The organism is Chryseobacterium sp. PET-29 (assembly GCF_025736815.1).
GTDB lineage: Bacteria > Bacteroidota > Bacteroidia > Flavobacteriales > Weeksellaceae > Chryseobacterium > Chryseobacterium nepalense.
In genome coordinates this window covers 235,381-256,435 of the sequence record NZ_CP107053.1, presented here as the reverse complement: position 1 = coordinate 256,435, position 21,055 = coordinate 235,381, and the positions used below count along the sequence as shown (strand labels likewise).

Below are 21,055 nucleotides of genomic sequence, written 5' to 3'. Positions count from 1 at the left end.
AGCTCACATATCATTCTGGTTTATCAAATATTTGCATATATCATACCACAATTAGATAGCAATTCCAAATTACTTTTTATTGTAAGAAACTCTCCATACAATTCCGCTTACATCATCGGCAACAAGTAAGGAACCATCGGCAATCTGCAGTACGCCCACCGGTCTTCCGTATACATCGCCTTTGGCTTCATTGGCAATAAATCCGGTAAGAAATGGCTGATACGGAACTGAAGCTTTACCATTAGCAAAAGGAACGAATGCTACCTGATAACCGACCAGTGAAGACCGGTTCCAAGATCCATGCTGACCGATAAAAGCTCCGTTTTTATATTTCTCCGGAAACTGATTTCCAGTATAGAATGTTAATCCTAATGATGCCGTGTGACTTCCCAGCGGAACATCCGGAACAATAGTTTTTGTAACCAGATCAGGCTTTTCTCCTTTTCTCCTCGGGTCTTCATTTTTACCGAAATAAGCATAAGGCCAGCCATAAAAAGCGTTCTGCTTTACACTGGTCAGATAATCCGGAACCAGCTCGTCCCCAAGCTCATCGCGCTCATTGACAACTGTCCATAGTTCACCGGTAACAGGGTTCCAGCTCATGCCTACGGGATTTCTTAAACCCGCAGCATAAATCTTTTCCCCCGTTCCATCAGGATCTACTTCAAGAATGTTGGCTCTCCGTACTTCATTTTCCATTCCGTTTTCGCCGACGTTACTTCCGGAACCTACGCTGATATAAATTTTAGACTGATCTTTATTGGCAATTAAATTCCTGGTCCAGTGATTATTGTATCCTCCTGCAGGAAGGCTGACGATCTTTTTACCAGGCTGGGTAATTTTTGTATCTCCAGACTTATAAGGATATACCCAAAGTCCGTCGGTATTGGCAACGTAAAATTTATCTTTTATGATAAGCATTCCGTAAGGCTGATTGAGCTTATCAATAAATACGGAAGACGATTCGGGAATGCCATCTTTATTGGTATCACGATACAGGATGATCCTGTTGGCCGATTTGCCTCCGACCTCAGCATCACTTTTCCCGCTGATGTCATTTTTTATTTTTTCCGTTGTGGAACGTTCTGAATTGGAAAGGACAACAAAAATATCACCGTTTTCAGCCTGAATCATATTTCTCGGGCTTTTTATATTATCAGCAAAACGCGTCACAGTAAATCCTTCCGGTGCAACAGGAGTTTTTCCCTGCGGCCACCCAATGACATTGCTGAATTTATTTTTGGAGTTTTTCTCGTCGGGAGCGGGTAACTTCAATGTATCTGTTTCCGTGACAACCTCTTTTCCGATTGCTGTACTCTCCTTTTTATTTTCTTTACAGCTGAAAAAGATCAGCGCAAAAGCTGGTAGAAGATAATTTTTCATAGATTTTTAGTGATTATGGTTGGTAACAGACTTGCAAAAACCATTCCTTAAGAATCTGCAGTGTTTCTGATGTTTAAGAATCTATTATTATAGAATGTTTAGCTTGTCATGTATTTTTATACTAGAATTAAAGCTGTTTAAACTATTTTAAATTTAACCACAAAAGAGGCAAAAGGCTATTTTAAAGTTTTTATTAGAGAAAACAAAGTTCTCAAAAGAATAAAAATCAAAGATTTAATGTTATGAACTTTAATTAAAAGTATCCAAATCTTTTGCCTCTTTTGCGATTAATAGAAAGTTTAAAGAAGTAAATTAAGTTAAAATCAGCTGACTACAAAAGCCTTCAATTCAGCTAACTTTCCGTCTTCAAATCTCCAGACGTCACAGTATTCATAATCGACCCATTCCGAATTTTCATTGAGTAAACTGATGGTTCCCATAGCGGTCAGATAATTACCTTCTTCAATCATTAATGCAACTTCAAATTTTGGAGGTTCCTTGTATGCTTCATGCATATAGGCTCTTACCTCATCAATTCCTTTAAGCGTACGGTCACCAATAAAAGTCCAATAAGTATCTTTTGTACAAAATTTTAAAAATCCTTCGTGGTCGCCTGCAGCAATACAGGCATTAGCTTCCTTTAATATCGACTTTAAATTCATAATGTTTATTTTTCATGTAAAGTTGATTCTACTGCTGCTAAAAATGTGCCGACGTATGTGATGTCTGCGATACACTTATGGCTTTAATTATCCGGAAATCACCCCACCTCAATATACTTATTAAAAATATTTTGAAGCTTGGGAAATTAAAATTGATTATATTCTACTGATGTCGCACAATATGCGATTTAGGCCTGTATTTTTTATCAAGATCTTGTATCATGGCAATGGTCTGATCAGAAATTACATAGGCATCTTTAGTCCTCTTTGCTGACTTATTATACAGATATACAAAATTAAACGGATCCTCAATATGTTTGATCAATTGTTTCTTATACCCTGCCTTTTCAATAATATTAGCCATATAATATCCCGGGATATGTCCGCTTGTATTCCATCCTTTAAACAGCTTATTTAATTTTAACTGTGATTTCTCCAAAGGTTTTACAGAAAGTAAAGAATCAATATTTTTTAATGTTTTGTAACCGTCAGATAGAAAACTCTCGGGATATCCGCGCTGAAATTCCAGCAAATTTTTAGCATCCTCTCCCTGATATCTTTTGTCTATAAGGTCAGCCGACCCTTCATTCAGAATTCTTTGCAGCATACTTACGATGACAAGATCATTTTGATCAACATCAAAATCCATTCTTGGCCGCAACACATGCTGAAACTCATGGCCACCCAATACCCCCATTTTATTATAGTCATTGAAATAAGCAGCCAGTAAAGTGTAAATCATCCAGCCATTTTCAACATGCGCATCATTATGAATAGGGATAATCGTAATTTTATATTCCGGAGCTCTTTTATGATCTTTTTTAGGCAGCATCTGATAACTGTACTGATAAGAAAGATCAAGATATTTTTCCGGCTGTTGTTCAATGTTCTTAAGATAAGCTTTCATCTTATCTTCATTAACCTTGTATTCGTTGATGATGTAGGTCCACCAATTGTTATAGGGATCTTTGAGCCTTTGTTGGAGTTTTGCTTCATTTTTTGGCATGTAGACTGTTTCCATGATTTTCCTGTAATTATCGGTATAAATACTGTCTACTCCCTGATCTTTAAGGTAAACCTGTATGGCTTCATTTTTCATGAGATGCTTCCATTCCAAAGGATCAACCGGCTGGTCTTTTTTTAATTTATCCGTAATCCTGAAATACTCCCAACATACAGAATCATCAAATTTTTGTGAATATAAGAATTGAGATGCCTGTAAAATACAAATTATTAAAAGTAATCGTTTTATCATTATTTATAACCCTTATTAATGCAGCAAATATAATTAAATAAGCAAATACAATTTATTACTCCACCTCGATATTCTGTTTCAGCGGAAGGTTTTTTGAAGAATTCCCGACAAAAATCCGGTAGGTTCCCTTTTCAACAATCCAGTTCATTTTCTCGTCTAAAAACTGTAATTCTTTCACCGGAACTTCAATCGAAACTTGTTTTGATTCTCCAGGTTTTAAATATATTTTTTGAAATCCTTTCAGTTCAATAATCGGTCTTGAAACCGAGGCTAGTAAATCTTTCACATAAAGCTGTATAACCTCACTGCCCGCTTTTGAACCTGTATTCTTTACATTGACTGTAGCAGTAATCGTATCTTTTGTTGTAAACTGTAGTTTATTTAACTGTAAATCCGAAATTTCAAAAGTCGTATAGCTTAATCCGAAACCAAAAGGATACAGCGGTTCGCCACTCAGATCATAATAGTCATTTCCACGTCCGGTCGGATGATGATTGTAAGACAACGGGAGTTGCCCCTCTTCTACCGGAAAAGTAATTGGTAATTTCCCCGAAGGATTTTCAACCCCGAAAAGAACTTTGGCCACCGCATTTCCACCTTCTTCTCCCGGATACCAGATGTCTAAAATAGCACCTACTTTATCTTTCCAATCCGTAGTTTTTATAGCAGAACCACCCACCAGCACAACCGTTACCGGTTTATTTAATTTTGAAACTTCATGAATAAATGATTCCTGGTTTCCTGGAAGACTGAGCGAAGACCGATCCTGAAATTCCCCTTCGTGAATTCCTGCGGTTATAATGATATAATCTGCTTGCTGAGCGAGTTTTACAGCTTCATTAAAATCCTTTTGGTAGTCTGGCAAACCATAATTCCAGATCAGCTCAATATTCGCTTCTCCCCTGTTTTCATGAAATTCCACGACAATGTCATATTGTTTTCCTTCCACAAAATCAAGTTCGATCGTTTGGGTTGAATAGCTTAACTTTTCCCAGTGGTCGATCAGCAGTTTTCCATTCAAAAACAATCTGAAACCATCATTTCCACGCAGTCCCAGCTGATATTTTCCGGAAGCGGGCGCTTTAAGCTTTCCTTTCCAGCGTACACTATAGTTATCAGGCTGCAATTTTTCAGGGTCGGGGGAATACAATGTCCATTTAAAATTCAACTGTTCGTCTTGTTTTTCAAAAACGGGAGTCCCTTTTAAATCGGAATTGGAAAAATACATTCCTTTTAATCCTTTCTGATTTTCAAAAGATAAAAAATCAGCAGGAACGGTGACAAACTTCTTCAGATTCCAGTCGATTCCTTTTGAATAAGTAATTTCGATATTTTTATTTTTAACGAAATCTTTAATTCCATCCAGAATGCTGACCTTCTTATTTCCGGGACCTGAATATCCGCCCAATCTTGCATCCACCGCATCAGTCCCGACAATCAGAATCTTTTTCATCGTTTCTGGAACCGGAAGTGTTTTATTGGTATTCTGAAGGAGAACAAAAGATTCAACGGCTGCTTTTTCGGCTAGAGCTTTATGATTGATTTTCTTTAATTCCTGAATTTGTTGATCCGAAACGTAAGGACTTTCGAACAAGCCTAATTCAAATTTTGCCTTTAAAACCCTTGCTACCGCATCGTCAATTCTCTGCTGAGAAATCCTTCCGTCCAGAAACGGCGGGATGAAAAGTTTGTAATGCTTATATTCAGTCTGAAAGATAACGTCTAAGCCTGCATTCATCGCCTGTGCAGAAGCATCTTCATAATCTTTCGCGGTAAAATGCAGTACATTGGCACCGCCTACTGCACTCGCATCACTGATGACGAAGCCTGTAAAATTCCATTCTTTTTTTAATTTTTCTGTCAACAACCAGTGATTGGCTGTCGAAGGTCTTCCATCCAGCAGATTATAAGAGGTCATTACCGAGCGGCTTTTTCCCTGATGAAAGGCTTTTTCAAATGGAATTAAATGCGTTTCCTCCAGATATCTTCTGCTCCAGTGGATCGGATACGAATCCCTTCCCCCCTCTCCCACATTTGCTAAAAAATGTTTCGGAGTGGTAATAATGCCCTGATTTTCAAAAGAGCTGACGAAGCTTACTCCCATTACCGAAGTAAGAAAAGGATCTTCACCGTAGGTTTCTTCCGTTCTGCCCCAGCGAACGTCACTTGCCAAATTAACAACCGGTGTTAAAACCTGGCGAATTCCTCTCAGCTTTGATTCTTTGGCAATCGCCGTGGAAACATCTTTCATCAGTTCCGGATTAAATGTGGCCGATAAACCGATCGCTTGTGGAAAAGCCGTAGCACCTTCCCGCATCAATCCGTGCAAAGCTTCATCAAAAGGGATGATCGGGATTCCCAATCTTGATTCTTGAACAAAATATTTCTGGATAGCATTGATTTTCCTGGCCAGTTTTTCTGCATCTTCATTGGCATTATACGTTAACAACTGACCTGCCGCTCCGCCTCCCTGATTTCCCGCGCTGACCTGCAGCCCAAAAATTCCGTGTGCATATTGATCTTTAGGAACATGATCCAAATCTCCGGGAATCATAAAGCACTGCCAGAATTTTTCTTCGGGTGTCATTCTTTTTAATAAGTCCTGTACCCTCGCTTCAACAGGTTGTTTTGGGTCTTTGTATAACGGTTTTTGAGCAAAAGTAATTACAGTACCCAATAAGAATATTCCTATAATTTTAAAACGAAGTTTACAACGCATCACGAAAATAATTTAGTTTAAATAAGTTCTTTTGTCTTAAAACAAAAGAACCAAAAGTTCAAGACTTGGAACTCTTCGCTAAAAATAAAATCTGTTATCTAAAAATTCTAAAACTCGCGCGAATTTAATATTTGTTCTTCGGTTCAATATTGTTAACGCGCTCAAACAGTAGAATTTTCTTAACGTTCACATATTTCATTTTCTTAAAGCTCCGATTTCCTATGTCGTTTTTGATATCTACAATTTGAACTATTGTGTAATTTGAATTACGGTTGAATATTTCAATTGATTTCTTTCTTCCGGCAAATCAACTTTAATTACATTTCCTGATTGTTTCCATTGAATTTTATTTTTTAATCCTAAAACTTTCAGTGATTTTGATTTAAAATTCTCCGGAATGGTAAAATGTAATGTTGATGGAGATTTATAATTTGTTTTTTCGTCCAGGTGAAAAATATTCATTGTTTTTCCGTCTTTGCTTTGGGTGTAGTAAAAGTTTCCGTCGTGATAAGGCGCTACACTTCTTGTCGCAAAAACGGCAGACTGGTTTTGATCCATCCAGCCGGAAATCTCTTTTAATTTTTCATAAACAACAGGATCATAATCTCCGGTTGGCCCGGGAGCAATATTCATCAGGTAATTTCCTCCTCGTGAAATAATTTTCACCAATGTTTCAATAATTTTCTGCGAAGATTTGTAGTTATCGTTCGGGACATACGAAAATGAATCACCCATCGTAATGCAGCTTTCCCACGGAATAGAAAGCGGTTTTTCCGGAACGGCCTGCTCCGGCGTTACATAATTTTCCCATTTTCCGGGAACCGTACGGTCTACGATGATGATTCCGGGTTGATTTTTCCGGGCCATTGTCCCTATTTTATCCATATCAATATCCTGTTCTACTTTGATGGTTCGTTGCCATTCGACGTTGGGATCAATAGTATTGAATGGGCGCACCCAGCCTCCGTCCAGCCAGAGAATATCAATTTTTCCGTAATTGGAAGTAATTTCATTCAACTGATTAAAAGTAAAATTCTTAAAACTGTTCCATTTCTCAGGATATTTTTTCGGATCATAATTCACATTACGGTCTTTTGGCGGAAAGTAGGACCACCAATAATCGTCGGAATGCCAGTCGGGTTTTGAAAAATAGGCCCCGATCTTAAATCCTTCTTTGCGGAAAGTATTGAAAATCTCTTTGGTAACGTCTGCTTTCGGATTTTTGGAAAAAGGTGTTTTCGGAGAGGTTATTTTGTAATCCGACTGTTGTGTATCGAACATGGCGAAGCCATCATGATGTTTTGTTGTGAACACCACATATTTCATTCCTGCTTTTTTTACAGCATCCGCCCATTTTTGCGGATTAAACTGTACCGGGTTGAAAGTAGTCTGGAGGTTTTCGTAGTTTTTCAGGTATTCATAGTATGATGTTCCGTGTTCGGGTTTTCTTTGGGTCCAGGATTCATCTTCCGGGCAAAGGCTCCAGCTTTCGACAATTCCCCACTGGCTGTATGTTCCCCAATGCATGAACAGTCCGAATTTCAGATCCTGCCAGTTTTCAAGATTTTTCTCAACCAAAGGATCGTCCGGTTTCTGATATCCTTCTGAAACATTGTGTGCCTGTGATAAAAATATCGATGAGGTGAGTAAAGCGGAGAGAAATACGGTTTTCGTTTTTAGCCTGATGAACATGAAGTTTTCGTTTTTTGCTAAATTAATATTTAGCAAGAAAATTTTAACAAAAAAGATATAAAAGTTTGAAATTTTCCTTTTGCTGAATTAATCACGTATCAACTAAAATGGTTTTCTGTTTTAGTTTAATCCGACGGTTTAGACTGAAATAATTTTCTGTTTTTATCTAATCCGGCAGTTTAAACTTAAATAATTTTGTGTTTTTGTTTAATCCGACAGTTTAGACTTAAAGAGTTTTGTGTGTTTGTCTAATCCGGCAGTTTAAACTTAAATGTAATACTATTAGGATTCCATCTGATCATTTATTTTAACATGGAAATCTTGAAAATGTAAATTAATATATTAAATTCTCAAATGCTTTTTCAACCTGAGGATATTTGAATTCAAAACCATTCAATATTAGTTTTTCGGGATAGACATTTCTGCTTTTCAGTAATAATTCGGTTTGTGTTTTTAGAAATACGGACGCTATTTCCAATTGCCAGACCGGCGCGTTTAAACCGAACGGTACCTTCATTGCTTTTCTTAATTTCATCATGAATTCTTCGTTGGATAATGGTTCCGGAGCGGTTATGTTGATTGGACCGGAAAGATTTTCATGCTCCAAAATAAACTCAACAGCTTTGCAAAAATCATCAATGTGAACCCAGCTTACGTTCTGGTCTCCTCTTCCCTGTTTCCCGCCCAGCCCGAGTTTTGTTAACATTTTTAATTTAGGAAAAGCGCCTCCATAATTTCCTAAGACAATAGAAGTTCGTAAAGCAACTTTTCGTACATTTTCTGTTTTTACTTTAAAAAATTCGCTTTCCCAGCTTTTGCAGATATTCATTGAAAAATCATCACCGATTACTCCGTTTTCCTCTGTATTTAAATGTGTTTCTGAATGAATATAAATTGTTGCTGAACTTGCATTCAGCCAGACTTTAGGCTTACTGATACATTCATTAACTGCCTGCTGAAGAACTTTTGTACTTTCTATCCTGGATGAATAAATTTCCTTTTTGTTTTTGTCTGTGTAACGGCAATCGACTGATTTTCCTGCAAGGTTGATGATGACATCAGCATTTTCAAGGATCCTTTTCCATTCGCCCAACGTTTTTGCATCCCAATAGATTTCATTTTTATGTTTTGGATTACGGGTTAAAATATATACCTGATGACCTTTTCCGGTAAAGTAATTTTTAAGGTTTTTGCCGAGAAACCCCGTTCCGGCTGCAATGATTATTTTCATTTTATGGTTGGTTTTTGATGGTAATTTGTTTATTGTTTAACAGGATTTATCCTGTTTTCTTCCAAGATGCTACTTAACTACGCCAGATTCTGACAACTTTTAATATTATACAGATCATTAGTAGCGTAGTAATTATGCATTCTATAATTACAATTGTGATAAAATAACCTGGTAAAATTTTTATAATATTTTGCTGGAATAATAAAAAAGCCGAGATAAAAAATAGATTTAAAATGTATCTGAAAAATAATTTCATTTGAGATTTTTCAAAAATCATATTAATAACAATCAAGACAACTGTTGGAAAAACAATTGATGAAATTATAAGTAAGAAAATAACCAAACCTAAATCAATGGGATATCCAATCATATTATCATTTTAAGCTAAATATTGTTTTGAGTTTATATTTCCACTACTAACTGTTTTGACGCTCGCTTCGCTCGCGCTCAGATCGTTTCTCTGCAGTTGATTTAATCAATTGATTTCTTTTCAAAAGAAATTTCTTCATATAGTTTTTAAGAAAAATCCTGTCAAATATCTTCCCGATAAATCCGAAAGGTGATTGAAATTCGAAAATATCGATCATGATTGTGTTTTTACCTTCCTGCCTGAAAATATGCTGATGTTTCATAGATTTAAAAGCACCTTTTTGCATAACGTCTGTGAAATAAAAAGGCTTTTCCATACTTGTAATTTTAACCGTTAATGTCTGATAAATTCCCAGATGTTTTGCTTTCCATGTTACCGTTTCTCCTTCTTCGATGAGTCCGAAAGTTCTACCTGCGATGGCTTTTTCGTTTGTTTCTGAGACTGATTTCTGATGGAAATCAATATTTCTTGACAAATCAAAAACCTTCTGAATGTCAGATTTTATCACAGTTTTCAATTGAATTTCAGGCATAATCTGCTATTTTACCATTTTCTTTATCATAAAAACTGATAACAAGGGACTGAATCATAAGAACAGGCGATAGTACGATCCAGGATACAAGAATCCATTCAAGAAAACCATAATGAAAGTCTATTTCAATATACCGGCAAATAATAAAAATTAAGAATGTGACAACCACATATGTTGAAACCAAAATATATAACTTTCTTGAATCTTTTTTTGCGTATTCTTTAGACAAAAACTTGATCATATTTAAAGAATATTGAATAAAAGCAATGAGAAAGAATTCTACAAAGATGCTGATGTATAAAAATTCCTTATGCATCACGGCTGTTGCAATAATTGTGGCAAGAAACAGGATAAGTAATGTCTGCTGAATCCTGAGATCATAGGTTAATAAAGTTTTCATGGATATTAATTTTAAAGGTTTAAAAAATCTCCTCTTGTTCTTTTGTTTTGCATTTTGAATGTAAAATACATCCAGATTTTAAAGATGAATGTTTTCATTTTTAGTGATTTTATTTTTGTTCATAGCGTGTTTACGGCCTTTCAGGAAGAGAAGGAGATTAAGGAGCATCATGATTCCGAGGTAAATAGAAAATTTACCGATTTTCTCGCTCATATTTACCACTAGGCTTTCCACTGTTTCTATTCTGTAAAACTCAATGATGCATAAGGCAAAACCAACATTCAGAAGGTAAAATCCGATTTTGAAAAGGGAATTCGTGGCCATGGCGATATCTTCTTTCTGGTGAAAAATATCAATCATAAAAGTCTTTGAGTTTTTGAACAGAAATTGTGAAACAAAAACAGTAAGTGCAATTACAATAGGCAAATAGATCATGTACGCTGAAAAATTGTACGTTGCTGTGGTAAGGATTGTTGCTGTCATAATAGTTTATTTTATGGTTAAATTTTTTCTTAGAAGATAAAGGGTAAAAATATTGATGTAGTGTAATACACAAAGAATCAGCATAATATTCCCGATGCGTATTGCTGTTATTGAAAATACCTGCTCCAGGGAGGAAATCCTGTCCCAGCTTGTAAGACTGATGGCAATATATCCGAGGTTAATCAGATAATAACAGCCTAAAAGTATCCTGTTGATCGTAAGGCAAAGATGCTTGTCGTAAATGAGGTATTCCAGATAGAATTTGCCTGCCTGATAGCATCTTCTTCCCACATCAATGGTAATGAATGAAGCGGCTGCGAGAAAAATCAGATATGAGACAACATTAAACATTTCGTAGTTTTTATATTTTCAATAATTTTTGAAAGTTAATTTTAAATAAAAAAGGAATAACTCCTTTTTATCTTTCTTTAAGATTCTTCACACCATATTGCCAGCGTTCAGAATGACATATTTTACTTCAACAAATTCGTGATTTTCCCAACCAGCCAATGATCATCACTTTTTATCGCGAGATCCATGATATTGTTGATTTTACCTGTTACTGAGCTGAAGTCTTCCATTAATTTTATGAATTCTTTTGCTTCTTCAGAATCTTTATCTTCAATATTTTTTAATTCTTCCAGAAAAGAAATCACCGGTTCTATTTCTCTTTTTCTTCTTTCTTTCGTGATCTGTTTGAATAAAAACCATACATCTTTTTCAGCAACAAAATATTCTTTACGGTCACCTTTTATGAATTCCTTTCTAACAATTCCCCAGTCCATCAAAGCACGGAGATTCATATTGGCATTTCCTCTTGAAATTTCAAGCTGCTCCATCACCTCATCGGTAGAAAGCGGTTTCCCGGTTGCCAAAAGCAAGGCATGAACCTGCGCCATTGTCCGGTTGATTCCCCAATTGGTAGCAAATGTTCCCCAGGTCTGAATGTATTTTTCTTTTGCTTCTGAAAGTTTCATCTTATTCATTTCTTTTACAAATGTAATTATATTTATTGAATTTTCAATAATTTTTGAAAATTAATTTAAATAAAAAACAGACATCCCTTAAGAATGCCTGTCAGCACTAATTTTAATTTCACTTTTATTATGAAATATTTATATGATATTCTGTCAAAGTCCTAAGATCACTTTATTTTTTAATGAATTTACCTTAAATGAAAACTCTGTTTTCTTTGTTTCATTGGCATTTAAAACCATATCCCAAATCAGTTCTCCTGTCTCTTCATTGTAAGATGCACCCCCTTTATTTACGAGCGTTATAATGATCTGCTTATCCTGCGATACCGGAATTCTATCTATAATTCTGAGTTTTATCTTTTCACTTTTGTTATTTCGAATCGTAAACTGGTAGGCAAACTGCTGTTCCTTGTTGGACGAAGAGATACTCTTTTCCATTGTTTTATCCTTAATAACTTCTCTTTTCACACTGATCCTTTTATCATCGCCAAGTGTGAGCAGAAGCTTACTGTCGGTACTTTCTGCATTGAGCATTGTCTTTCCTACATTGGTATTTTCGAAAATGATATTTGCTTCAGCATTAATAAGATTATATTTATCAAGATTATCAAGTTCTGCAATCAGGTAAACGGTTCTGTCTACTTTCGGAACGGTGTAATAAGTATAAGTGGCAGGAATTTCCGTACGATCAAGGTTAATACTGTTGTCCTGATTATTGGACAAAATAGTGTAAAGATCTTTCAGGTCGTAGGCTACATTCAGTTGATTTCTGGAAATACTGGAACCTACAACCGCAACCTCCGCAATACTGACTTCCTTTACAGCAGACTGTGACCGTACGGAAGCATAATTTTCAACACGATCTGTCTGCACTCCCGGAATAACAGCCGCCACAGGCTCCTGATAGAATAAACTCCATGAAGATAAGGAAGGAATCTGCTTTCTCACGTTTGGGTATCCGGAAACCAGGTGAAGTTCGACGTTTTTCCAATCCAGTCCCGAATTTTGTCTTACCATCGCCTTGTAAAGCAACTGGGCTTTAGAATTTATATCCGGAATAACAACGTCATAATAAGGCCTCCAAAACGCTTCACGAATACCATATTTAATATCCAGATTGACATCTTCCGAACCATCGCTGGAAATCTGCAGCACCAATTTTCCCTTAGGATATTTTTCTAATTCCTGATTATTGAGATCAAACTTGGTACGCAATTTATCCAGCTTCTCTGCCAAAAGAGCAGATGATGTTTCAGCTTTATCAAGCTCAATACTTAGTTCAGTTCTCTTTTTCTGATAGTAATCAATCAGTTTTTGCAATTCTTTGGAATAAGAAGCGGAACCGGAATTAATCGTCTGATTTTTATCTAAAATAACAATACTGTTTGCTAATGCAGTTCTTTGGAAATCAAGATCTTTAATTTTTTTCTCTAAAAGAGAGATGCTGTCCAAGACAACTTTATGTTGAGGATTCTTCTTATCCAGTTCTACTTTATAAAAATTTTCATCTGTAGTAAAACGGTAGGTTAATACTGAAACTTTAGATTTAGAGCCTATTTTTATACTGCTTTCATCAATGTTTTGTGCAATATTGGTGATCACAACTTCAGAACTTCCTTTCGGAATTTTAAATGAAGCATTGCTGTAAAGCTCCGCAGACTGTTCGTACAATGTGACCGACTTTAATTTTGCTTCTGCGAAGACAGGTTTCTGCCCCAGAATAATGATTGAGAAATTGCATAAAGCAATGATGATGAGTTTCTTCATATTTTTTTAACGTTTAGCTATTTTTATCTTTTTATAATTCCGGATCATTTCTATAAATCCGTTTCTGTAACCGTCTTTATCCTGTCCTTTATTTTCCTTCGCCAATTTTTCGATGGCATCTAAATCTCTCCTGGTAATGAATTCAGAATCTCTTAAAACTAACCCGAACCAGGCTACCGAAGAAGCAAATCTGAAATCTGTACCGGACTGCTGAGCTGAAGAATTCTTTATTATATGAACAATTTCAGAACTTTTTGATCCCTGAGGTTTTTTATATCTGAATTTTACGGTGCCCAGCTCATTACCAAAATTTGCTTTGACTGAATTTACAGTATATTTAGTTTTATTTTGTTTCGGTAAAAATTTAGAATTAACGTTGGCAGGAATTATTTCGTACAAAGCAGTTACGGTATGCCCGCTTCCTAATTCTCCGGCATCAATTTTATCGTTTATAAAATCTTCATTTCTCAGTTTTCTGTTTTCGTATCCTATCAATCTGTATGATTTGACGAGTTTAGGATTAAACTCAATCTGAATTTTTACATCTTTCGCAATAGTATAGATATTTCCGGCAAATTCTCTTCCTAAAAACTTATTGGCTTCCTGAAGATTATCGATGTAAGCATAGTTTCCGTTTCCTTTATCTGCAAGAGTTTCCATTTTGTTGTCTTTATAATTTCCCATCCCATACCCCAGACAGGTAAGAAAAACGCCGGATTTTCTTTTTTCTTCAATCAGGCTCTCGAGGTCTGCTTCCGAAGAAATACCTACATTAAAATCTCCGTCCGTTGCCAAAATCACCCGATTGTTTCCGCCTTTTATAAAACTTTTCTGTGCGAGTTTGTAAGCAAGCTCAATTCCTGCGCCGCCTGCTGTGCTTCCACCCGCCTGAAGTCTTTCCAGAGCTTCTGTAATTTTTCTTTTCTCTGCCACTGAAGTCGAAGGCAATACCACACCTGCACTTCCGGCATATACGACTATTGCCACTTTGTCTACTGGTCTCAGCTGATCCAATAATATCTTTAAAGAGGATATCAGCAGCGGCAGTTTGTTTTCGTAAGCCATAGAACCTGAAGTATCAATCAGGAATACCATATTGGATGGCGGAAGATTATTCATCGGGATGTTTTTTCCTTTCAGGCCGATTTTAAGCAATTGATGATCAGGATTCCACGGACTTTTCCCTATTTCCGTATTGATAGAAAAAGGCTGATTATTTTTGGGCTGAGGATAATCATATTTAAAATAATTGATCATTTCCTCCACTCTCACTGCATTTTTGTCGACCCCGCCGTATTCTATCATTCTTCTTACATTGGAATATGAAGCATTATCGGTATCGATAGAAAAAGTTGAAAGCGGTTGGTTTTTCGTTAACTCAAATGGATTTTCAACTAAAGCATTGTAATCTTCATCATTATAATCAATATAATTTTTTGAAACTTTTTTTACTGTTTTTTTATCAAACTCACCATTGTCATATACTTTTCCCAGGTTAGGTCTGAATGAAGATTCAACTTCCATAGCCACGATTGCTTTCGGTTTTGGACAGCCATTATATTCCGGCATTCCAGGGACGGTAGGACATGCATCATCTTTATCCAGAATTCCGTCGCCATCGGTATCCGGCCAGGGACAGCCGTTATTTTCTGCCGGTCCGGCAACCGTAGGACAAGCGTCGTCTTTATCGATTACTCCATCTCCATCGGTATCAGGAAAAGGACAACCCTTATTTTCCAACGGCCCCGAAATATCTTTACACTGATCATCTTTATCCGGAATACCATCTTGATCCAGATCCGGCCACGGACAGCCTTTATTTTCCTCCGGTCCGGCAATTTCAGGACATTTATCCTTTCGATCTTTAACGCCGTCCTGATCTTTATCTTTTTTAATGCTTATTTTCCCCGAATCTTTATCCTGATCTGTTGCTGTTTTGGTTTTACAAGCCATCAATAAGCCTAAAGCAAGTATTGTAGTTCCTATTCTTTTCATGTTTATCATTTAAATTGTAACTTCTTTATTGTACTTTATATGAAGATTCAGTTTTATTAAAAAGTTGCAGTAAAAAATCCAAAAAAAGAAAAGGAAATCTTTGAGGAAATTTCCTTTCTCTGATGTATGATAAAATGGTTATTGGTTTTCAATATTTTAGGTTATTTTCCAGGAGCTTTTTCCTGAAGCATTTTTTTTAGTCTTTGTTTTTCCGATTTAGAAATATCTTTTGTGATGACTACGATTAAGCCATTCTTTGCTTTGCCGCCAAACAAGCCTCCGGCTTTTTCTTTACTAATTACAGAAATATTGTCAATTTTTACAGGATCCAGTTTTTTTAGGGTTTCTACATCAGACACAGCTCCGTTGATAACAACCAGCGGTTCGGCTCCCGGCTGAGTATTTGACAGATATCCCACTGAAATATCCAATCTCCCTGATCCTGCCGCTCCCGAAATAGAATTTATGCTGAGGCCCGGCGCAAATCCATTCAGAGAAGTTACAGCCTGTTTTTCACCCAGTAAAGTTCTTTTCCCACCATTTAATGCAAGAGGCGTATACTCTTTTGTGGAAGATTTTTTATAAAGTATTTCCGGTTCCTTCTGTTTTTCCAGACGACCGAATCTTACATCCGGATAATCATAATCTGCAGTATCTGCAATGGTGCTGAGCTCAGAAATTTTCTTGTTGGAAGCCATTGCATTCATTGAAGCTTTTTCTTTTTTTATTCCCATTGCAATAACTTCTTCTATATTATGCCGTTGTATACTGTCCATAATCGCATTTTCTTCAGCAATCTTCGATATCTCCTTATCAGAAAAAGGCGGAGATGTAACTTCGTAAGCCGGAGGCGTTAATGAAGGGGTATAAATTTTTGGTGTTTCGTTTCGGGCTAATTTTACAGCAGCAGATGGTATAATTGTTTTTTGAATATTGGCTTTTACAACACTGTCTGTCTTTTGGATATGTTCAGAAATCTGTGGAGCGTAGGTTTTTTGAATTTTATTGTTGTCTGCAATAACCGGCTGGCTAATCTTCGCAGTATCTGCTGTTGAGGTAAAATAAAAAATTCCGGAAGCCATGATCAGACTGGCGGCAATTCCGTACGGAAGCCATGCAGGGATTTTTCTCTGTTTCTTTTCTTCTTTTTGATCCAGCTTTTCTTCTACTCTGCTCCAAACCTTATCAAACCCCGGAAAAGTTACAGGTTCTTCTAAAGACTGAGAAGCCTCGTTGAAAGTTTTATCGATATCGTGATTATTTTCCATTGTTGTAAAGTTTAAACATTTTGATTCACCAGAAGTTCCTGAAGTTTTTTTCTTGCAAAATTGAGCTGAGATTTTGACGTTCCCTCACTTATGGAGAGCATAGCCGCTATTTCCTTGTGAGGATAGCCCTCAATGGCAAAAAGATTAAATATCGCTCTGCAGCCTTCCGGAAGAAAGTTGAGGAGATGCAGAATATCTTTTTCAAAAGAAACACTTTCACCTGATGCATCAGAACTGATAACATGATTTTCTTCCAGTGAAATATGCAGACACTTCGCTGTTCTGAGCTTTTGAAGGCATTCGTTAACCGTTATTTTTTTGGCCCAGGCTTCAAAAATATCAGGATTGTGAAGCTGGTCTATTTTAGTAAAAATCTTATAAAATGTATCTGCCAGTGCTTCTTCGATATCTTCATCATTTTTAAGATATCTTCTGCAAACCGAATATAATTTCCCTGCCATTTTTTCATAGACTTTCCGCTGCGCATTGCGGTCGTTCCGCTGACATTGTAATAGTAACTCTCGTTCCATAATCAGACTTTATATCTATACAGATGCAGAAAGTTTCAAAAAGGTTGGAAACATGATAAACTTTTTTTGAAAAGTAATGAAATCTGATGAGGGCGACAAATGAAAGCACAAAGTAAACGGAGAATTTATTACAATTTTCCTGCTGATCACAAAGCTTTACACAGACCTTATGTAAAAAGCTGATACAAATTTATGATGTGGGAAGGCATTTAAACTAAATTATAATCTCTCAATTTGATTATTGTTACCACGGATTTTCGCGAATTTGCACAGATTTATGAATGTTTATAATGATAAAATATACCAGGTATTGTTGAAAGTTGTAATGGAAGACTCTACTCTAGCCGCGATTGAGCGGCATGTTTGAGCTCTTTTTCTGTTTTCGGCGGCAGCTTTGCTGCCGAAAACAGAAAAAAGCGAGTAGCGAAAGCGCGAAAAAGCTTCAAAAAATTCAACAATGCATTTAACCTTTAGAGCTGTAACAAATCTTTATTATGAACGACTATTCGTATAAATAATCTTTTATAGTAATGAAAAATACCAAATTTATATCATTACTTTTTGTTTTGTCTGCAGGAAGTATGATGTTTGCTCAGGATGACTTAATCAACAAGTTAAAAAACAATCAGTCTCAAAATGCCAATTTCCAGTTTACCACGCTAAAAGACGTTGGGGCAACTTCGGTAAAAAACCAGGGTTCTTCGGGAACATGCTGGAGCTATTCAGGAAATTCTTTCCTGGAGTCTGAAATGCAGAGAATGGGTAAAAAGCCTGTTGATCTTGCAGAAATCTTCACGGCAAGGAATTCTTACCACGACAAAGCAAAATTATATGTATTAAACAACGGCGCAATAAGCTGGGGCGACGGCGGAGAGCTGCATGATGTCATCAACATGTACAAAAAATACGGAGCTGTTCCGCAGGACGTTTACACCGGGCTTAGACAGGGACAGACGCTAAATAATTTCTCTGAAATGCAGGGTAAACTGAAACCTGTTCTTGACAGTCTTGTACAGGCATCATCTAAAGGAAAGCTATCTGATAACTGGATGTCTTCCGTAGATGCTATTCTGGATCAGTACTTAGGAAAAGTTCCTTCCAATTTTACGTATGAAGGAAAATCTTACACGCCACAGACTTTTGCCAAAGAAGTGGTAGGCATCAATCCTGAAGATTATGTTGAAATTTCTTCATACAAGGATTATAAATTTGTTGTTCCGATTCCGGACAACTGGAGCCACGATTCCGACTGGAATGTTCCGATGAAAGATCTAACGGCAATTATTGATAATGCAGTAAACAAAGGCTATTCTGTAGGTTGGGCAACGGATGTTTCCGAACCGTATTTTTCTTATAAAAACGGGGTGGCGTATGTTCCGGATATGAATCTTGACCAGATCAATAATGAGAACAAGGGAACTTTATTTACCGAACCTAAAAAAGATAAAACCATTACTGAAGATATGCGTCAGCAGGCTCTGAATAACCTTTCCACAACCGATGACCACGGGATGCATATCGTAGGGCTTGCAAAAGACCAGAGCGGAAAAGAATATTATATGGTAAAAAATTCCTGGGGTGTAACAAATGATTTTGAAGGATATATTTATGTGACAAGACCGTATGTGGAGTACAAATCTACCGCAATCCTTGTTCACAAAGATGCGCTTCCGAAAAGCATCAGAAAACAGCTGAAGCCCAGTAAAAGTATCGGTTTGTAAACGATCATTTTTTGTCAGGATAATCTGACATTTTAGATATTTAAATCTGTTAAAAACCACTTTCTTATCCGGAAAGTGGTTTTGCTTTTGAAAAAAACCGCCTTTGAAATATCCTCAGGCGGTTTTGGAAAAAAATTTAAATAGGTAATCAAGATATGGTAAAATCATCAACAGTGAATTTTACTTCGTTAGTGAATAGCAATTGCCCGTTCAGAAAAGTTGTAAAAATCAAACGGGCAGCGAAGCAGACCCACTATTGACAATTAAACTTTAGTATAATACGCCGAGGCTTTCTGCTGAAAAGTCAAGAAGTGCTTCGGTATTTTGTTCTTTTACTTTTTTAGCCCATTCCGGATCCTGAAGCAATGCACGTCCAACGGCAACCAAATCGAAATCTCCTCTTTCCAGTCTTTTCGTTAGTTCCGTTAAATCTGCTTTTTCCGTTCCCTGTCCTCCGAAGGCAGCCATAAAATCGCCTTCCAGTCCTACAGATCCTACGGTAATGGTTGGCTGACCGGTAATTTTCTTCGCCCAGCCTGCAAAGTTGAGGTCGGAACCTTCAAATTCCGGTTCCCAGAATCGTCTTTGTGAACAGTGGAAAATATCGACTCCCGCATCTTTTAACGGCAACAGCCATTCTTCCATTTCTTCAGGAGTGTGGGCTAATTTTACCGAATAATCCTGTTGTTTCCATTGGGAAAGACGAATGATAATCGTGAAATCTTCGCCCACCGCAGCTCTTATGGCTTTTACAACATCCACTGCAAAACGGCTTCTTTCTTTAATGGTTTTTCCGCCATAATCATCGGTTCTGGTATTGGTTCCTTCCCAGAAAAACTGGTCAATCAGATAGCCGTGAGCGCCATGAATTTCCAATACATCAAATCCAAGATCTTTAGCCGATTTTGCAGATGCTGCAAATTGAGCAATCGTATCCTGAATATCTTCCAGAGTCATGGTAGAAGCCTTTTCCATCTCAACAGTCGGATAATCCGCAGAACTCCTTGTATCTCCAACGTGCCAGATCTGAGGTCCCATTTTTCCGCCGTTATGGTGTACAGCATCAATTACGTTTTTCCATCCGTTTAATGCTTCTGTTCCGTAGAAATCAGGGATATTCTGCATATTTTTCGAAGCCGGGCGATTGATTACCGTTCCTTCAGAAAGAATTAATCCCACTTCTGCAGCTGCTCTTCTGGCGTAGTAATCAGCGATTTGCTGTGTGGGTACTCCGTTGTCCGATTGTGCTCTTGTCATCGGAGCCATGACAATTCTATTTTTTAGTTCTAAATTTTTGTACTTGAAAGGTGTAAATAATGATTCTGTGCTCATTTTAGATTTACTTTTTTATATTTGTTACACAAAGTAACTAATAATAGTTCACATTTGTATCTTACGAAGAAAAAAAGTAGTAACTTTGTGGTAACTTACATTAGTAACTTTGAAGTAACGTTTAAGGCTCTGATCTAAGTTATTTTTTACCACAAAAGGCACAAAAGATGATTATACATTATTTTAAGTTGTTTATAAAAACGCGGATAAGAATACATAAGTTTAAAAATCTTGTGCTCTCATGTAAGTAGAGCGGCTTTGTGAAACTAAAAAGGTAATCAGGTTAAAATTCTTGTGAACTTCGTGTTTACAAAAAGATTAATAAGTCAAATTAGAAATAAAACCTTATGAAAAAGAACGAATTAATGCAGTACAGCTGTCCTCTCGGTAAAGCGATGTCTGCTTTGGGAAGCAAGTGGAAACCGATTATTGTTCTGGTAATAAAAGACCGGAAACTGCGGTTTGGGGAACTTGCGGTGCGCATTAATGTCATTTCCAGAAAAGTACTTACCGACCAGCTTCGGGAAATGGAATCGGACGGACTGGTGATTCGTGAAGAGTTTAAAGAAATTCCGCCGAGGGTTGAATATTCTTTGACAGAGAAAGGTTTAGCATTGCTTCCTATTTTATATCAACTGGAAGAATGGGAAATGAAATATCATGTTTATGATCCGGAAAAGGAGAAGGCTTGTAAGATGATTATGGAAGGAAAGAAAGCGCAGAAGAGTGTAGTTTAAA

Annotated in this window: 18 protein-coding genes; 2 read left to right on the top strand and 16 right to left on the bottom strand. The window is 36.8% G+C overall.

What is annotated here, in order from left to right; all coding sequences use genetic code 11:
• Positions 1 to 69: 69 nt before the first annotated feature.
• The 15 genes from ODE14_RS01195 to ODE14_RS01125 all read right to left on the bottom strand — a co-directional run bounded on the left by ODE14_RS01195 (position 70) and on the right by ODE14_RS01125 (position 17,264).
• Positions 70 to 1,383: a PQQ-dependent sugar dehydrogenase gene (locus tag ODE14_RS01195; protein ID WP_263602636.1), complete on the bottom strand. Its 1,314-nt coding sequence runs from the start codon at positions 1,381 to 1,383 to the stop codon at positions 70 to 72.
• 323 nt (positions 1,384 to 1,706) lie between these two features.
• Positions 1,707 to 2,045 (bottom strand): nuclear transport factor 2 family protein, encoded by a 339-nt coding sequence (locus ODE14_RS01190; protein WP_263602635.1) that lies wholly within the window; start codon positions 2,043 to 2,045, stop codon positions 1,707 to 1,709.
• Between the two features lie 163 nt (positions 2,046 to 2,208).
• Positions 2,209 to 3,300, bottom strand: a complete 1,092-nt coding sequence (locus tag ODE14_RS01185) for a DUF5700 domain-containing putative Zn-dependent protease (protein ID WP_263602634.1) — start codon at positions 3,298 to 3,300, stop codon at positions 2,209 to 2,211.
• 55 nt (positions 3,301 to 3,355) lie between these two features.
• A complete protein-coding gene (locus ODE14_RS01180) occupies positions 3,356 to 6,019 on the bottom strand; it encodes a glycoside hydrolase family 3 protein (protein ID WP_263602633.1) in 2,664 nt (887 codons plus the stop codon).
• A 249-nt stretch (positions 6,020 to 6,268) separates the two neighbouring features.
• Positions 6,269 to 7,711 carry an alpha-L-fucosidase gene (locus ODE14_RS01175; protein WP_263602632.1) on the bottom strand — a complete coding sequence of 481 codons (1,443 nt, stop codon included), beginning with the start codon at positions 7,709 to 7,711 and terminating at the stop codon, positions 6,269 to 6,271.
• A gap of 334 nt (positions 7,712 to 8,045) precedes the next feature.
• Complete coding sequence (locus tag ODE14_RS01170; protein ID WP_263602631.1) at positions 8,046 to 8,942, bottom strand: TIGR01777 family oxidoreductase; 897 nt, start codon at positions 8,940 to 8,942, stop codon at positions 8,046 to 8,048.
• Positions 8,943 to 9,358: 416 nt separating this feature from the next.
• Positions 9,359 to 9,844 carry an SRPBCC family protein gene (locus ODE14_RS01165; RefSeq protein ID WP_263602630.1) on the bottom strand — a complete coding sequence of 162 codons (486 nt, stop codon included), beginning with the start codon at positions 9,842 to 9,844 and terminating at the stop codon, positions 9,359 to 9,361.
• On the bottom strand, positions 9,837 to 10,244 hold the full coding sequence (locus ODE14_RS01160) for a hypothetical protein (protein WP_263602629.1): 408 nt from the start codon (positions 10,242 to 10,244) through the stop codon (positions 9,837 to 9,839). The genes ODE14_RS01165 and ODE14_RS01160 overlap by 8 nt, the downstream gene beginning before the upstream one ends.
• Before the next feature lie 78 nt (positions 10,245 to 10,322).
• Positions 10,323 to 10,727 (bottom strand): hypothetical protein, encoded by a 405-nt coding sequence (locus ODE14_RS01155; protein WP_263602628.1) that lies wholly within the window; start codon positions 10,725 to 10,727, stop codon positions 10,323 to 10,325.
• A 6-nt stretch (positions 10,728 to 10,733) separates the two neighbouring features.
• Positions 10,734 to 11,078, bottom strand: coding sequence for a hypothetical protein (locus tag ODE14_RS01150; protein ID WP_263602627.1), 345 nt, complete (start codon positions 11,076 to 11,078; stop codon positions 10,734 to 10,736).
• 122 nt (positions 11,079 to 11,200) lie between these two features.
• Positions 11,201 to 11,704: a GbsR/MarR family transcriptional regulator gene (locus tag ODE14_RS01145; protein WP_066439641.1), complete on the bottom strand. Its 504-nt coding sequence runs from the start codon at positions 11,702 to 11,704 to the stop codon at positions 11,201 to 11,203.
• Positions 11,705 to 11,857: 153 nt separating this feature from the next.
• Positions 11,858 to 13,471, bottom strand: a complete 1,614-nt coding sequence (locus tag ODE14_RS01140) for a DUF4139 domain-containing protein (protein WP_248394125.1) — start codon at positions 13,469 to 13,471, stop codon at positions 11,858 to 11,860.
• Positions 13,472 to 13,477: 6 nt separating this feature from the next.
• Positions 13,478 to 15,466 carry a vWA domain-containing protein gene (locus ODE14_RS01135; protein WP_263602626.1) on the bottom strand — a complete coding sequence of 663 codons (1,989 nt, stop codon included), beginning with the start codon at positions 15,464 to 15,466 and terminating at the stop codon, positions 13,478 to 13,480.
• A gap of 161 nt (positions 15,467 to 15,627) precedes the next feature.
• Positions 15,628 to 16,734 carry a hypothetical protein gene (locus ODE14_RS01130; protein ID WP_263602625.1) on the bottom strand — a complete coding sequence of 369 codons (1,107 nt, stop codon included), beginning with the start codon at positions 16,732 to 16,734 and terminating at the stop codon, positions 15,628 to 15,630.
• An 11-nt stretch (positions 16,735 to 16,745) separates the two neighbouring features.
• The gene (locus ODE14_RS01125; RefSeq protein ID WP_263602624.1) at positions 16,746 to 17,264 is read right to left on the bottom strand and encodes an RNA polymerase sigma factor; all 519 of its coding nucleotides are present in this window, start codon (positions 17,262 to 17,264) and stop codon (positions 16,746 to 16,748) included.
• Between the two features lie 530 nt (positions 17,265 to 17,794).
• Here ODE14_RS01125 and ODE14_RS01120 point away from each other — a divergent pair.
• Positions 17,795 to 18,985 (top strand): aminopeptidase C, encoded by a 1,191-nt coding sequence (locus tag ODE14_RS01120; protein ID WP_263602623.1) that lies wholly within the window; start codon positions 17,795 to 17,797, stop codon positions 18,983 to 18,985.
• A gap of 270 nt (positions 18,986 to 19,255) precedes the next feature.
• Here ODE14_RS01120 and ODE14_RS01115 read toward each other — a convergent pair whose 3' ends face one another.
• Entirely contained in the window at positions 19,256 to 20,317 is a 1,062-nt protein-coding gene (locus ODE14_RS01115) for an NADH:flavin oxidoreductase (RefSeq protein ID WP_263602622.1), read from the bottom strand.
• A 347-nt stretch (positions 20,318 to 20,664) separates the two neighbouring features.
• Between ODE14_RS01115 and ODE14_RS01110 the strand changes: the two genes are divergently transcribed.
• A complete protein-coding gene (locus tag ODE14_RS01110) occupies positions 20,665 to 21,054 on the top strand; it encodes a winged helix-turn-helix transcriptional regulator (protein WP_263602621.1) in 390 nt (129 codons plus the stop codon).
• The last annotated feature ends 1 nt before the right edge of the window (position 21,055 follow it).